Consider the following 16,337-nt stretch of genomic DNA (forward strand, 5'->3'; position numbering starts at 1 on the left):
TCGGCCGTGGCATGCCATTCAAACTTGTTGCCTCACGTTTCACGGCGGCTGCCGAGGTTTGCACATTCCGACAGAACCGACGCAATCTTGGAAAAGACGTCCGATCGCGTCATCAATTCATCATGTTCCATGTCCAGATTGTAGAAGTGCTTGTCAGTTAGGTGCGTGTCCAAAGCATCGCCAGCGGCCAACGATGGGTTGCCCTGTGACAAGAAAATATGCGCAGGATTATCAAACCGAGAGACACGAAACGCACTTACCGCCAACTCATGCGCGATTTCTACGCCTCTGATGCGCAAGTCTTCGGCGTCGGGGCGTTCCGCAATGGCGCGCTTGATTTCCGGCACGGTTCGTTTTGATCTGAACCGCAGCTTCCAACCTTTTGTGATGTATCTCCATCGCTTGTACGTCCGAAAATACAAAGGCTGCAACGCTGGTTCCGCGCCTATCATCTTGAAGGGTGGGTCCAGCAGGATAAGGCCGAGTACATTCTGTTGACCCAATTGTCTTGCCATCTCTAAGACCATAGGGCACCCGGCTGAATACCCGCACAGGACGAAAGGGCCGGAATTTCCAGCCTGTTCCATATGCAAGATTGCTTCGGCCGCAAGGTCGTTAAAGGACCTGCCAAACGGAATAGGGGTACCCTTTGTGCGATGGCTGGGAATATGCACAACAGAATGATCTGGGCCAAGGCTACGCGCCATATACCGGCTGAACTGAACAGAGCAATGCGCAATCACCACCGTGGTTTTTCCCGGACCCGGGTTGGAAATCTGTACGGTGCTGTCGTTGCCCAGGAATACGTCGCCCGCGCGGCGTGCCATTACGCGCTTGGCCAGTTCTGCGACGGTGGGGTAGCTGAAAAGATCGATGGGCTCGAACTGTATTCCTTGATCTTGACCCAATGTATAGGCCGCAATGGTGGACAGGCTGTCGCCCCCGAGGTCAAAGAAATTGGCATCTCGGGTTTTGCACGGGGTCTTGAGTGTTTCCGAGAAAAGGGCTGCTATCTGTTCTTCAAGGGTATCTCTTGGCGCTTCTCCGGTCTGACACTTAGATTGCTGTAAGATCACAGACTTCAGGGCGTTTTGGTCCAGCTTTCCGTTCGGAAGTATGGGAAACTTTTCTATTCCGACCACTAGTCTTGGGTGAAACGGTTCTGGCAGACTGGCTTCGATATGGCGCGCCACTGCGTTGCAAGTGGGGTCATTGGCGGGGCATTCCACGGCCAACGCAATTGTTCTGTGGCCCGCAAGGTCCAATGCAAGGGCCGCAACCCACCGATTATTTGATGCAACCTGCGCTGTTGCCTCTATTTCTGACAACTCAATGCGATGCCCGCGTATTTTGATCTGTTTGTCCTTGCGGCCCAGAAACGTGATGCAGCCTGATACGTCAGCCGTGCCAAGATCGCCCGTTCTGTAGGCGCGTATGCGCTCTGGTCCAATTTCAAAGAACCGCTCTTTCGTTTGTTCGGGATCGTCTAGATAGCCATCCGCGATTGTCTTGCCCGCAACGACTATTTCACCCACCACGCCCGGATCCGCTGGGATTCCATCGCTGTCGAAGATACCGACCCAGGTTCCCGGAATGGCTTTGCCGATTGGCACGACCTGATCACCGTCGAACGATGTTGCATCAAATGACGTGCACCAAACCGTACCTTCTGTGGGACCGTACTCATTCACCAGAACGCAGTTAGGCAGTACCCGTTGCAAGTCGCGTGACACGGCGGGGTAGAGGGCTTCTCCGGCTGCAATTAGAACCTTGAGGCTTTGCAGATCCTGCGGTGGCACAGAGGATAGCAGTGCTTGCGCGAGGCCGGGCAGGCACAGTGTGTGCGTTACACCATGATGGGAAATCAACTCCCCCAGTGTGGCGGGTCGCTGTTCGGCGTTCTTTGACGCAATCACCAAATGCCCGCCAGTGCAAAGCGTCCAGTAAACCCCGGCAACCGAGCTGTCGAAAGCGAGCGAGGACAGCAGAAGATATACCTCTGGTGCCGTACCATAGACCTCATCCCGTGCTGCTGTGGATACTGCCAACGCTGCCTGAGAGATTGCGACGCCTTTGGGTTTGTTTTCCGACCCTGACGTAAACATAACGTAGGCGCGCGGGCCGTCTGTAACTTCGGTCGGGGGAATTGCCTGGCCGAGCGCCTCAAGCAGAACAAGCTTTGCAGACGTTTCGGGCAGGCTTGAGCGTGATGCCTGAGTCGAAATCACAAAGCGAGGTTTGACGGTATCCATGATCTGCAAAAGGCGGGCTTGCGGGTAATCCAGATCCAATGGAACGTAGGCAGCGCCGGACATCATCACACCCAGAAAGGCTGCAATTGCATCGGCCCCGCGTGGCAGTGCAACTGGAACGATGTCACTTGGTTGGATACCGGACTCTCGGAGCAAAAAGGCGATTTGACGCGCGCGCGTGGCAAGATCGGAGTAAGACAGCGTTTGTTCGGTGTCGGTTATCGCTGCTGCCCCCGGCGCAGCTTTGGCGCAATGCAAGAACCGTTGAACAACTGTTTCAGCCTTGGGAGCGGGTGACACCTGAACTGATCTTGCTCGGTTTTTCAGGACGTTGTGGATCAGCTGCGACCGGTCAGCAGTGATCGCGGATAAGACCTGCTTGTAGACGGCAATACAGGACCGAGCTGTTTCGGCATTCATTCGCACCGGGTCGTAAATGACTTCGACCCCAAGTGTCCTGTTCGGCGTCACCAAAAGCGACAGTGGATAGTTGCTGAACTGCGCGGACTTGAAGCCTTTGACCTGTATCTCACCAAATCTGCTGTCTTTTGGTTGTACGCCTTCGTTTACAAAAAGAGTGTCAAAAAGGGGCGTACCCGTCGAAAACGGGGAGCAGTTTTGAACGTCTGCCAGCGCGGCGTATTCGTGTTTAAGCCGTTCCATTTCGGCGCGAGCATGATTTTTTAGAAACACGTCAACGGGTTGAGAAGGATCGATTTTTAACCGAACGGGTAACGTGCTGACAAACGCGCCGATTGTGTCGGAGATATTTGGAATCTCCGCTGGTCGTCCAGCCGTTGTCGTTCCGAATACCACATCATTTTGCTGTCGCTGCCTGCGCAAGACCAAGGCCCAAGCTGCTGACAGAACAGTATTAGGCGTGATTTTTAAACTGGCTGAAACGGCTTCAACCTGTTCCATCAGGTCCTGGCCCAAAGACTCTGAGTGTGAAACCTGCGTCGTAGCCTGACCGAGTGCGTTCGGGTCGGGCAGCAAACAGGGCTCGTCGAGACCTGCAAGATAATCTGTCCAGAACGCAACATCTGTAAGCGGGCGCTTTTTCTTTAGCCAGGCAAGATAGGTTTTGAAGCTTGGAATACTCGCATCGACCGGGTGTTCACCGTTGTAACGCGCGAAAATTTCGTGAAACGCAACGTGTGTTGACCATCCATCACTGATGAGATGGTGAATCGTCCAAACAAACCGCCACGTATCCGGTGATGTTTTGATCAGAGTGACCGCCATCAATGGGGGCTTTTTCAGATCAAACTGGCGTAGTTGTTCGCGCTGAAGAAGGTCTTCGGCCTTGTGCTCAATATCTGAATGCCCGGTCCAGTCCAGTTCGGTCCACGGTACGTGTACCTTTTCCTGAACAACTTGAACGGGTTGTTTAACACCCTTCCATATGAAACCAGCGCGGAGCGCGTCATGTGACGCGACCAGTGACTCAATCGCGGTTTTTAGCCGCTGTGGCTTCAGCGGGCCATGCAATGTGCAACTGACAACAGCCACGTATTGCCCACGAAACTGCGTCTCGCCCTCAACGTGGAAGAGCATTCCTTTCTGAGCCGAGGACAGTGGAAGAATATCAGCTACACCCTGAGGATATCCCATGCTAGCTCAGCGCCTCCGTGATGCTCGCAAGATCATCATCGTCCAGGTCAAGAAGCACATCGTCCTGACCTTTGTCTGAAACTGCCGAGGGTAAGTTGCTTGCATGTTCAGCCAGCGATCGAATGGTCCGATATTCAAACAGCGACGTTGCGGGCAACGCAAAGCCGTTTTCGTTGGCCTTAATCGCGATTTCAATCGCCGCCAGACTATCCACGCCAAGGTCAAGGAAATCCTCGGTCACCCCAATTTGATGCACGCCCAACACGGCTGCCAGAATTGCAGACAGCTTTTGTTCCGCGTCGGTTGCTGGCGCTACGATGCCCGTGCTTTTTCTGCTCCGTCTGCGGGTTTTGGGCAGTTTGGCTGTATCGACCTTCCCATTGGCGCTTAGCGGCATGTCGTTCAGGACAATTACGTCGTCAGGAAGCAAGTTTCGGGGAAAATACGCCTCCAAGGCCTGCCAAACGTCCTGCTCTGCGATGTCATGACCGGCCACATACACGGATAAGCGTTGTGGGCGCAGAGGTTCGTCAAACCCGATTTCTTCAAGAATCTGCTCAACGCGTTGGGTGTCGATATCGTCATTCAACTCGTCCAGGGCCTGCTCGCGGGTTTTGTGACCCATGCGGACATCCCAGGAATAGGGCAGGGCGTAGTTGTGGAAGCCTTCGCGTGACTTGTGCAGATGGATGCCCGCGTCGTTGATCAGGCAATTGGTCGACCTTCCTGTGTCCGACGGTCTTTGCCATGCGGTGTGCTTGTCAAGGAACTCGTAAATCTCGGAAACCGGCACATCAATGTACCGGTAAATGTCAAGTACTTCGACCTTGTTCAGGAACCGGCCGTCCTTCAAGTCGTCTGTCTCCAAAAGCCGCGAAAGCTCATCATCCTCAGCGTGATAGGCTTTGCGGGCCTTTGTAACCAATTCGTCCAGCTGGGCGCATGTCGGCGCTGTGTTGCGGAACAGGTCAGGGGTCAGGCGGGTTTCAAAGAACTGTCCCCTGGACAATCCTGTCACCAGCATTGGGGCGCCCTCGGACAGGGCTGTACGAAAGGCCAACGTGTAGAGTGCCTTGAAACAACCCTGGCAGACATTTGAGTGCGCTTTCAAGCTGTCGACGAAAATCCGGTTCATCTTGTCTGTGCTGAGATACCGGTGGTCCCAGCCAAGATCGTCTACAACCCGTTGAATATTCGCTTTTGCCTGATCAGAGACATACCCATTGTCCAATGTCACCGCGAGGACACGTGAGGTGTAATCAGCCAGACGGTAGGCGGCGTATGTACTGTCTTTGCCACCGCTCAGCATCATAACCGCGTCATAGTCGCCTGTGCTTGCCTGCGCTGCACGTGCGATTTGGTGCTTAAGATCGGGTTCGTCACGAAAATAGGCTTGAGCCCGATCTTTGTAGTTGTCGAACTCAGCACAAATCCCGCAAAGATCGGGCTCAGCGAATTCCAATCCGGGAACGGCGTCTGTAATCCCGCATTTTCGACAGGCTTGCTTACTCTCGGCCGTAGGTGAGGCAGAGCCGAAAGCAACGTGTACGGCGTTCACGTTGGGGATTTGGCGTAGAACGCGATCAATTTCTGCAACTTCGAAACGGACACCGCCGATTTTAACCTGCTGGTCTGCGCGACCAAGGTATTCAACGCGGCCATCCTGATTGATGCGTCCGATATCACCAGTCCGGTATACTCTGCCCTGAGTCTTGGCTGGATCTTCCAGAAACTTCTCTGCGGTCTTCACCGGGTCGTTTAGATACTCCTCTGCCAAACGACCGCCCAGAACGATTTCTCCGGTTACGCCAAGCGGGCAGATATTCAAACCCTTGTCCCGAATGCTGAGCGATACTCCGGTCGCCGGGCGACCAATCTGAACAGAGGCGTCGGTGTCGTTGTCAGGGCTATAGACGTGATGCATGGCTCCGACGACGGCCTCTGTGGGGCCGTATTCGTTGACCAACTTTAAGGAAGGCGACAGCACCTCGGTCGCCTTGCGGCACAGTTGGGACGTCAGGTTTTCACCCCCGAGGATGAGCGTCTGAATACGCTCAACGGCGTGACCTTGTTTGCACGCCAACGCAAGGTGAGAGGGGGTCAGCTTCACAACATCTACCGCGTCCTCGGCAAATACGTCCAGCACCGCAAGGTCAGGGTCCGAGCGTTCGGGGTACACACGGATTGATCCGCCCGAAACAAGCGGCGCGAACAAAGAAGTCAGTGTCAGGTCGAACGAAACCGACGAAAAGAACGCGTAATGAGCTGGGCGATTGGCACTGAAGGTTTCCGCAGCCCAGTGGATGTAGCGTGACAGGTTTTCATGGCTGACCTGCACCCCTTTTGGCGTGCCGGTTGAGCCAGATGTAAACAGGACATACGCCAGATCCGTCCCCACGGGTTCAGGTTCGGAGAAAGGTACATCCGATGTGGCTGGGGGCAGGGTCAAGCGTTTGCATGAAAAGGCGCTGTCATCGTCAGGCGTCACAAATACTGCTGCCGCACCGGAGTTGCTGACGATCTGCGCGGTGCGCGCATCGGGCGTGTTGGGTGCGATCGGTACAAAGCTGCACCCGGCCTTCAGGACACCCAGCATGATCAGCACAAATTCCATCGAGCGTGGCAGCACCATCGCAATGGATGATCCGCGCGCAATGCCAAGACCTTTCAGGTAAGCAGCGATCCGGTCGCTGTGTTCATCAACCTCTTTGTAGGTCATCCGGCTTTCAGCACATGAGAGGGCCAAAGCGTCCGGGTACTTCGCTGCTTGAGCGGCAAACGCGTCCAGCACCGTTGCGGGGGTGTCGTCGCTCTCGGCCCGCCCAAACAGAATCGACCGATCTTGTTCGCCAGCGGATATATCCAGCGCCGTTATCGGTGTATCCGGAGCCCCGACCATCGCTTGTAGAACGCGCAAAAAGTGATGCCGCAAACATTCCTCTGACACGGCTTGCAGAATCTCGTCATGCACATCCAGAAAAAGCTGCGTTTTCCCGTTGCCGGTGAAATCCATGATGTGAAGACGCATGGCATGCGTGACGTCATGCGCACCGCTGTGAAGCCAGGTCGCGGTTGCAGGACGACCGGCAAAATCTTGAAACTCCGCTTGAATGAAGTTGCACACAGCGCTGATACCGGATGTATCCATGGCCGCCACAGCACCCGGCTTTGCTTGCCTCAAAAAAGTAACCAGCCCTGATTTGACCTTCGTGTAAATGTCCAAAAGCGTATCGTCAGCGCCAATTTGAACGCTAAACGGCAGCACTTCGACGAACAGTCCAAGCGTCTTTTTATCGATGCCGGACAATCTGTTATGGGATGGCAAGCCGATCGTGATCTGTTCATCCCCTGTGACGCGGTGAAGATAAGCCAGATAGGATGTCAGGTAGATCGCCAGTTTCGACAAATCTGGTGTGAACAAGCGAAAGGCTGGCTGAGTAACAGCGTGCTCCAGCGCATCGGTTAATTCTTGCCCCATCGGCACGTCGAGACGCTTCGATGAGGCCGCGCGTTTTGCGTTGGTTCCGTATGGCGCCGAAGCGGGTCGCGGTGGCGCGACAGGTCTGGTTTCCGGTGCTGGGGTTTGCAGTACGGAGTTTTCAAAAAAGCTCGGTAAAGGCTCGGCTGTGTCATATTCACCCTGTTCGATCGCAAAATAACGCCGCGCGACCTGGTCAAAAAGCAAAGCACTGGAGTGCGCATCACAAACAATATGATGCTGGCAGACGGTCCAAACCCAATGGCTGTCCGATGCTTTTATCAATTGGCTGCGCATCGTTGCGCGCGTTAAATCGAACGGGGTTTGAACCCATTTCTCAAGGTGTTGCGCCAAACTCATGACCGGATCAAGTGACTGACCGAGGTCAGATATTTCGAGAAGGTTTTTCGGCGCGTCTGAAACAAACTGCTCTGGCGCACCGTTTTCGTCATGGAATACGGTGCGCAAAATTTCATTGTCTTGAACTACCTGGGAAAACGCCGTCTGAAACACTTCTGGATTCACGTCGAAGTACAAATCGAACCGCCAGGCCGTGTTGTAGATTGGAACATCCGGATGAAGTTGATGGCCCTTCCAGAACCTCAACTGGCTTTCAGACAATGGATGCGAAACCCGGGACATTTCAGGTATCCCCAATCGGATTGTCGAAAAGTTTGGACGCTGAAGTCAACAACTGACCTGCTGCGAACGTCTGAGGCCAACGTGCCTGCTCCAAAAACACGGTGCTCTCCATCACTCAGCCACCAGCGCAAGCGTTTCACCGATCAAAGGAAATCCGATTGTTCGTTCATAGAACCAGAACATTGCAAGCGCGATCAACGCGATCGAACCCAGCTGTAATCCAACCACCCGATACGCCGTCAGACGGCGCAGGACGAAAAAGACAGGGAACAACAGCATTACAACGGCAAGTTGGCCGATCTCGATGCCAACATTAAACGTTGCCAGCCCAAGCAACTTGCGCTCTGGGTCCAGGCCCAGCGGTTCAAGAACAGTGGCAAAACCGAACCCGTGGAACGCGCCAAACAAAATGACAACCAGCCATAAGACATTATGAAAACGCGGAACCAGGTTGACAACCGCCACGGCTGCAATCGAAAACGCAATGACCGCCTCCACAAGTGGCACGGGCAGGGTGATGAATTCGAACGTCGCAAGACCAAGCGCGATCGTGTTTGCTATGGTAAAGACCGTTACGATTTTAACGGTCGGCCAAAGGCTTTCCCCGATGCTTTCAGACGGAACCCAGCGTTGATTTTCCACCCGCATGACGGCCCCCAACAACAGTGTCACCAAAAATAGAAGATGGTCGAACCCATGCCAGATATGCCAAACGCCGTATTCAAAAAACCCTCGGGCGATGCGTCTTGTTGGTTCGTCGTTTAGATACAGGCTTTTGACGCCATCGCCGGGTGAGAAGACAAGAGAGATATAGGACTCATTTTCGCCCATCCCGTTGCGGGTGTTGGTTGCGATCAGGGCAAAACCCCGATGAGTTGGGTCGATATCCGACTGCAAGCCATCAAAAGACATGTCAATCGTGGTTGGGGTTCTGTCTATCCCGAGTACGTTGAAATGAAGCTGAGCGAAGTTTCCGACCGACGTGTTGAAGAACGAGATATCGCCAAACTGAACCCCAAGTGGTTGGCCGCCCAAGTAGAGCTTCATGCGATCATCAAAGTATTCAAAAAATCTCTCTTGCAGCCCAAGTACGTCTTCCTGCGTCATGGGTTCAAGGACCTCGGCAGAGCCTTGATGGATGCGGGCAAGGTCCCGGACAGTGATTTCGACACGACCACTCAGACTGTCGTCGGTCACGTCGAAATACACGTAGCTTTCATTGAACCGGTGGGCCTGCACCGGTGTTGACACCAGCAAAAGGATGAGTGCGAAGAACCAAAAGAGGAACCCTCGTGCGATCGTCGCCGAAGGGAAGGTGATCGCGGCGCTGCTTGCACGATTTCTAGATGCCATCGACTCGGACCCCCGCGAAGTTAAGCTCCGAGTTCAAGTCAAACTGTCGGCCAACGCCATTGCGCTGGTTATGAAACGTTAGTGGAGTTGCTCCGCCAACGAATACGTTTGACTTAATTTGGCATATCCTCATGCGTCGAAGGTGGCCGACCGCACCAACATTCGGGACGACGCCGCCACCAACGCAACGCCAGAAGGTAGAAGCCGCATGCTTGGCTGAGGCAAAAGTGACGTCAGCGCCTATCAGACTGTTATGTAACAAGTATCCTGCAAGGCCGCGCAGGGTTTGCCGGCAGTTCCGATTTGTATGGTACGTTTTCTTATTCACTGTCGTGGCTTGCTTGGTGATGATAATCTGCTTACGCACGTTAAAGGTTAGTGGATCAGAATATTTGATTTATAGAATTTATAAACACTCTGCCCTTCGGTGCCAGTGCTAAACGTAGAAGAGGCTCCGCAGCACGGCAGCGTGTGGCCCAGAACAGCGTTAAGCCAGCTACGCTACCCGTCTTTCGGGTTTGCAGCCCATTCCAGAAAATCAGCCAGAACCAAATCGGCCCTCTCGCGCTGGCAAGCTGCCTGCATTTTCTTGCAGTTTGCTTTGTACCTTGGGTTGGTCAGCAGGATGCGGATGTCGGTTTCGATCTGGTCCGCGGTATCCGTTCGGCGCCCGGCACGTCCGATGCCGTGAAACACCGCGCGGGCCGCACTGCCTTCCTGATCGTTGACATGTGGGTACAGCAACATTGGTGTTGCCGCCTCGACCGCTTCTAAAAAACCGCCGGTCCCTCCGTGCATGATGGCAAGATCCGCATTCTCCAGAACCTTTTGCTGCGGGACCCAGGCGACGACATCAACGTTTGGCGGCACGTCGAGTGAGCTTAGGTCTTCCCAGTTTTTTCCGGCGGCGAACAAGAACGTCCAGTCTGGGTTTCTTCGAGCCACAACCCACAGGTTGGCCAGCAAATCGCCCTTAGGTTTCATCATAGAGCCAAACCCTACAAAAATTCTGCCACCTTCATTCTTAGCCGAACAAAACCTTGCAACCTTTGCCCGATCATATGGTTTTTCGGGCCGGTCCTGCAAAATCATCGAACCAAGATACCAAAAATCCCGATAAGGGCGTGTAGGAAGGTCAACCGCTTGTGGTACAAACAGAACCGTGGGGATTTTGTAGGTCCACGGCATTTGCCAGCAGACCAGTCGCAACTTTTTCGCTACCGGCACATCATAGCGTCGTGCTAGTTCCAGAAGCACCGCAGAGTACTCTGCACCGGGGTATTTGAGCTTGTTTCTCAGCGCTTTTTTCAACTTCCAAAGCAGAAAGCTGATCCAAAGCAACGAAACTCCGACCCGGCTACCGCGCAGACCAACTTTGGGATAGATACGCTTGTTCAATGGGGGCGCGCGGGGACTAGGCGGTGACAGGAACATATTGCTGAATTGCAGCACAGGCAGACCCAGTGACAGCCCGACAATGATATGTGCGTGCAACTCACAGTCGACAAAGACGCCATCGGGTTGAAAACGGGACAGGCTTTCGGCGAATTCACCCACGCCGAGGGCTTTGATTGCTGCATCAAGACGATCTTTGGGTGAAAGAGCCCGCAGTTCTTCTTGGCTGAGCAAAGGGGCAAACGCATCCAAGCATGGCATTGGAATCTCGCAGTGGTCCAAGCCGAAATGTGCAATCAACTCGGCTGAAAAACTAGGTGCAAACACCCGAACCTCGTAACCGAGAGACTTAGCCTGCTTTGCAAACTCCAGTGCGCTGCTTAGTGGGCTGTTCAATCCGCTTGATACTATCGCCAGTCGTTTCAACATTGCCCGCTTTAGTTGGATTGCTTATCCATTTGGTCAAGGCCACTACTTACCGGCAAAACTTGCCGTCTTACGCTGCCAGAACATAACGGTAGCTGCACCAGGGATTGCGGACAAGAATCCTGTTGGACATCGAAGACGAGCACGAGAGCCACGCATGATTTAGACTTATTAATAGGCGCCCCGCCAAGTTGGACTTGGTGGTTGGGGTGTTTGACTTGAAAACTTGGAATAGTTCGTCAAAATCCTCATATGAGTGAATATTTTGATGAGATGTTGAATTCTGATGGATCTCTGCGAGACTCCTACGAAGAAATCGGCCGCTGGTTTAATGCACAGGACGTTTCAAGGTTAAGAGCCAAACAACGCGAAGCCGAAGAGGTTTTTCGGCTTACAGGCATCACGTTCAACGTTTACGGGAAAGCTGAGGCAGAAGAGCGGTTGATACCTTTTGATATCGTGCCGCGTGTGATTTCAGGGCGGGAATGGCAACGCCTTGAACGCGGTATCGAACAACGGGTCAGGGCGATAAATGCTTTCCTGCATGATATCTATCACCGACAAGAAATTGTGCGTGCAGGGCGCGTGCCCATAGAAATGATTTCGGAAAACGAGGCGTTTCTGCCGCAAATGCTTGGCGTATCGCCGCCCGGTCGGGTTTACACGCATATTGTTGGCGTCGATCTGGTGCGAACCGGACCTGATGAGTTTTTCGTTCTGGAAGACAACGCGCGCACGCCGTCAGGTGTCAGCTATATGCTTGAGAACCGGGAAACCATGCTGAAAATGTTCCCCGAGTTGTTCAGCGCCACAAATGTGCGGAATGTATCAGACTATCCGCGCAGTTTGAGACGATCTCTGGCCGCCTGTGCGCCCGCTTGCGTTGAGAACGAGCCTACGGTCGCGGTACTTACGCCCGGTATCTATAACTCGGCCTATTATGAGCACGCTTTCCTTGCAGATCAGATGGGGGTGGAGCTTGTAGAAGGGCACGACCTGCGCGTCGTCGAGGGGCGTGTGTGTATGCGCACTACGCGAGGATACCGGCCGATCGACGTTCTGTATCGCCGGGTGGATGATGACTTTCTTGATCCGCTGAATTTCAACCCCGACAGCGCCCTTGGGGTTCCGGGTATCCTGGATGTCTATCGCGCCGGGGGTATCACGATCGCCAACGCGCCGGGCACTGGTATTGCCGATGACAAGGCAATCTATTCTTACATGCCTGAAATCGTTGAGTTCTATACGGGTGAGAAACCTCTGCTGCAGAATGTGCCGACCTGGCGATGCAGCGACCCCGAGTCTCTTTCCTATGTTCTCGACAACTTGTCTGACCTTGTAGTGAAAGAAGTGCACGGGTCAGGGGGCTATGGGATGCTGATAGGACCGACCGCGAGCAAGAAAGAGATCGCGGCCTTTAGGGACAAGCTAAAATCAAGACCTGCAAACTACATCGCGCAACCAACCTTGTCGCTTTCGACCGTTCCGATTTTCGCGCGGTCAGGATTGGCGCCACGGCATGTTGATCTTCGCCCGTTTGTTTTGGTCTCACCCGAAGGGATCAACATCACGCCCGGCGGGCTGACGCGGGTCGCCTTGAAGAAAGGGTCACTGGTCGTGAACTCAAGCCAAGGCGGCGGGACCAAAGACACCTGGGTTCTGGAGGACTGACCATGCTGGGAAAAACTGCTGGCGGTCTGTTCTGGATGTCCCGTTACCTGGAGAGGGCGGAGAATACGGCGCGATTGTTGGAAACCGGCCAGAGGATGGCATTGACCCGCACCAAGAACTCGGCAGAAGAATGGGGGTCCGTGTTAAAAACTGCGGGCGTTCTGGATGGCTACATTGCGAAACATGATGAGGTCGACAGGGACAACGCGGTGGATTGGCTGCTGCGAGACGTCGAAAACTCGTCCTCGGTCAAATCAGTCATCAAGCAGGCCAGAGACAATGCCCGACTTGTACGAACAGCGCTTACCAATGATGTTTGGAGCGCAGTAAACGGCACATGGATGAAAACCGACGAGGCCCTGCAACGCCGGGTAAACCAAAGGGATTTACCCGCCGTACTTGAGCTGGTGCGCCAACAGGCCGCTTTGGTTCGCGGCGCAACCCTTGGCACAATGCTGCGCAATGACATTTTCGATTTCACGCGTATCGGCACCTTTGTCGAACGCGCTGACAACACCGGGCGCATACTTGACGTAAAGTACTACGTGCTGTTGCCTACGGCGTTCGCAGTCGGGTCGTCTTTGGACAATATCCAGTGGGAGAGCATCCTGCGTTCGGTCGGCGCGGGTGGGGGGTATCAGTTGACATACGGTCAACGGACAACCCCATCCGATATCGCCGAGTTCCTGATCCTCGACCAGCGCATGCCCCGAAGTCTTCACTTCTGTTGCAGGAAAATTCAGGAAAACCTGTCTTATCTCAAGAAAGACTACGGCTTTGCCGGCCCGTCATGTGAGGCGTCGAATACGCTTTACGATAAGTATCTGAACCGGCGGATTGCTGATATCTTTGACCTTGGCCTACATGAGTACATTCAGGATTTCCTAAATGATCTTGGTGGCTTAAGTCGCCAAATTGAGGTTGATTACCGGTTCTATGAGTAGCCTATGAAACTGCATATAAGACACGAGACGCGATACGATTTTGATGCACCGGTCCTCTTCGGACTACAGCAACTGAGGAAAACGCCAAAGTCCTTCCGCAATCAAAGGGTCGTATCTTGGAACACTGAAATTATTGGCGGATTAAAAGAACTGAGCTACGAGGATTACCACCGCAACACGGTGGAACTGATCAGCTTTGAAGCGAATACCCAAAGTGTGTCCCTGATCTCTGACGGCGTTGTTGAAATCGAGGACAATCACGGAATTCTGGGGCGTCACGAAGGTTCAACCCCGTTGTGGCTTTTTAATCGCAGGACGCGCCGAACGAAACCGGGTAAGGGCGTTTCAGATCTGATACGGTCTTTGCCCGAAGGCGAACCGCTTGAACAAATGCACGCCTTGTCCGATGCCATTCGCAAGCGTGTCCTATACGAGGTCGGAAGCTCACACCCGGACTGGAGCGCAGAGGACGCGCTTGAAGCTGGCAGCGGTGTCTGCCAGGACCATGCCCATATATTCATCACCTGTGTTCGGCAAATCGGGCTGCCCGCACGTTATGTCTCGGGCTATCTGATGATGAACGACACACAGTTGCAGGATGCGACCCATGCCTGGGCCGAGGTGCATGTTGACGGGCTAGGTTGGGTCGGGTTCGATGTTTCGAACGGCATTTCTCCTGACAGCCGATACGTACGCGTCGCAACTGGTCTGGACTATGCACAGGCCGCGCCGGTAATAGGAAACAGAATTGGGGCGGCGGGCGAGCAATTGACGGTACAGTTGCAGGTCGCACAGCAGTAACGGAGCAGACAATGACATACGCTGTGGGGATGCGGCTGAACCGCGGGCTGGTTTTCATGTCCGATACGCGCACGAATGCGGGTGTGGACAACATCTCGACCTTCAAGAAGATGTTTAACTGGACGGTCGAGGGCGAGCGGTCGATCACCCTGTTGGCAGCGGGAAATCTGGCGACCACGCAAGCCACCGTCAGCTTGTTGGAAGAGCGCACAAAAGCCCCCGAAGATCGATCACCTTCAATCCTTGAGGCGCCGACAATGTTTCAGGTTGCCCAGCGGATCGCTGAAACCCTGAACGACGTGATCGAAAAGCACTCACGCTCGGGGCAGGAGGCCGACAGCTCATTTCACGCAACGCTTATTCTGGGTGGGCAAATCAAAGGCGGGCCATCGCGTTTATTTCTGATCTACCCTGAGGGAAACTTTATCGAAGCGGGTGACGACACTCCTTTCTTCCAGATCGGAGAGACCAAATACGGGCGCCCGATTCTGGTACGTGCCTATGATGCCAAGATGAGCTTTCCGGAAACCGTAAAACTGTTGCTGGTCAGCTTCGATTCCACAATCAAGGCCAACCTCTCCGTCGGAGCACCGCTGGACCTGCTGCTTTACGAAGAAGACAGTCTAAACTCGGGTACTCGGTCAAGGTTTGAAGTTGATGATGTCTATTTCCGCACGATCTCTGAAGGGTGGAGCGACGCGTTGAAATCCGCCTTGTCCAAGCTTCCGGATTACAACGTGACACCTCATTCAGGCGATTGAAGAACCGTTCGACGCTCAGGGTAAGGGCAGTGCTTTATTGCCCCATCATGGTTTCGTTCGCGGGGGGCTGCGGGGCAGAATGGTCATGCCCTCGCGTTCGCAGGAGCCTCACACAGGCTGTTGACCGGATTGGCCCAGAGTAAGCGTTCCACCTGTCACGACCTCGACATAAACGCCCATATCCATGTGGCCGAGGTGTTTTCTAAGAAGATAGGGAAGGTTCAGGTCCCGTTCGGCCGTTTCCGGGTTTACCTCGGTCGCGGCGCATCTTTTTGTGCGGGATAGTATGCGAAGCTGAACATCGCCAAACACCAAGGTTGAGCCGATGGCATCCAGTTCCGAAAAGGGCGGCAATCCGTCAATCTCGATATTCGCGCGAAACCGAGCAGGGTGGATATCTGCGTTCAGCTTTTTCCCCAAAGCCCTAACAGACGCACGATTCAACAAAGATATCGCATTCATCATTTTGGGAGAGACGACCGATACATCAGTAAAACGATGAGGTGCAGAGGATACAAATTTCGGTGGTTCAGGGTCCTTCAGGCCAAGTGTGGTGTAAAGGAACCGCGCCGCATCGACTTGCCCCTTTGGATCGCTCATATCGAAATGATGAGTTCTTTGGCCGACTCTGATTTCCAGCCCATGAGTGTCCGCGTCGAAACCTGTCTTGAGACCGGCCAGCCCCGCTTGGTTCAAAAGAACAACAAAGCGGTCTTTCGGAAGCGGGCTGGGGTTCAGCGGGTCGAATCCGGAGTTGTAGCGCGCAAAACCGAAGAGGCGGTCACCGGGAATACCTTCGCCCGCGCGCAATTCTACAGAACTAAGCACCTCGGCGCTTAAACCCTTGATCGGGTATCGGTTCATTTGCGCAATAGTGAAATCGGTCATACCTTGGTCCGTTACTTGACAAAAGCACCCCTGACCTGACGAACGTCACGCAAGTTCTTCAACTGCCGGGCAGATCGCTGAGAGTGGTGCATCCGTAGATCATCAAACTTAG

General features: G+C 54.0%; 9 protein-coding genes. 4 read left to right on the forward strand and 5 right to left on the reverse strand.

Features of this window, described 5'->3' with window-relative positions:
• Positions 1 to 32: 32 nt before the first annotated feature.
• From ACXAET_RS02060 to ACXAET_RS02075, 4 genes are all read right to left on the reverse strand, one after another.
• Entirely contained in the window at positions 33 to 3,866 is a 3,834-nt protein-coding gene (locus ACXAET_RS02060; RefSeq protein ID WP_475180387.1) for an amino acid adenylation domain-containing protein, read from the reverse strand.
• 1 nt (position 3,867) lies between these two features.
• Positions 3,868 to 7,986 (reverse strand): amino acid adenylation domain-containing protein, encoded by a 4,119-nt coding sequence (locus tag ACXAET_RS02065; RefSeq protein ID WP_475180390.1) that lies wholly within the window; start codon positions 7,984 to 7,986, stop codon positions 3,868 to 3,870.
• A 111-nt stretch (positions 7,987 to 8,097) separates the two neighbouring features.
• Positions 8,098 to 9,339 (reverse strand): HupE/UreJ family protein, encoded by a 1,242-nt coding sequence (locus tag ACXAET_RS02070; protein ID WP_475180391.1) that lies wholly within the window; start codon positions 9,337 to 9,339, stop codon positions 8,098 to 8,100.
• Positions 9,340 to 9,840: 501 nt separating this feature from the next.
• Entirely contained in the window at positions 9,841 to 11,163 is a 1,323-nt protein-coding gene (locus tag ACXAET_RS02075) for a glycosyltransferase (protein WP_475180392.1), read from the reverse strand.
• A 249-nt stretch (positions 11,164 to 11,412) separates the two neighbouring features.
• On the opposite strand from ACXAET_RS02075, the gene ACXAET_RS02080 reads away from it, so the two are divergent.
• The 4 genes from ACXAET_RS02080 to ACXAET_RS02095 are packed head-to-tail and all read left to right on the forward strand — an operon-like array spanning position 11,413 to position 15,337.
• Complete coding sequence (locus tag ACXAET_RS02080; RefSeq protein WP_475180395.1) at positions 11,413 to 12,831, forward strand: circularly permuted type 2 ATP-grasp protein; 1,419 nt, start codon at positions 11,413 to 11,415, stop codon at positions 12,829 to 12,831.
• 2 nt (positions 12,832 to 12,833) lie between these two features.
• Positions 12,834 to 13,775: an alpha-E domain-containing protein gene (locus ACXAET_RS02085; RefSeq protein ID WP_475180396.1), complete on the forward strand. Its 942-nt coding sequence runs from the start codon at positions 12,834 to 12,836 to the stop codon at positions 13,773 to 13,775.
• Positions 13,776 to 13,778: 3 nt separating this feature from the next.
• Positions 13,779 to 14,576 (forward strand): transglutaminase family protein, encoded by a 798-nt coding sequence (locus ACXAET_RS02090; RefSeq protein WP_475180397.1) that lies wholly within the window; start codon positions 13,779 to 13,781, stop codon positions 14,574 to 14,576.
• Positions 14,577 to 14,587: 11 nt separating this feature from the next.
• The gene (locus tag ACXAET_RS02095) at positions 14,588 to 15,337 is read left to right on the forward strand and encodes a proteasome-type protease (protein ID WP_475180399.1); all 750 of its coding nucleotides are present in this window, start codon (positions 14,588 to 14,590) and stop codon (positions 15,335 to 15,337) included.
• A gap of 108 nt (positions 15,338 to 15,445) precedes the next feature.
• Here ACXAET_RS02095 and ACXAET_RS02100 read toward each other — a convergent pair whose 3' ends face one another.
• Positions 15,446 to 16,225, reverse strand: a complete 780-nt coding sequence (locus ACXAET_RS02100) for an MOSC domain-containing protein (RefSeq protein WP_475180402.1) — start codon at positions 16,223 to 16,225, stop codon at positions 15,446 to 15,448.
• Between the last annotated feature and the right edge of the window lie 112 nt (positions 16,226 to 16,337).

The organism is Ruegeria sp. AWH4_226 (assembly GCF_056159225.1).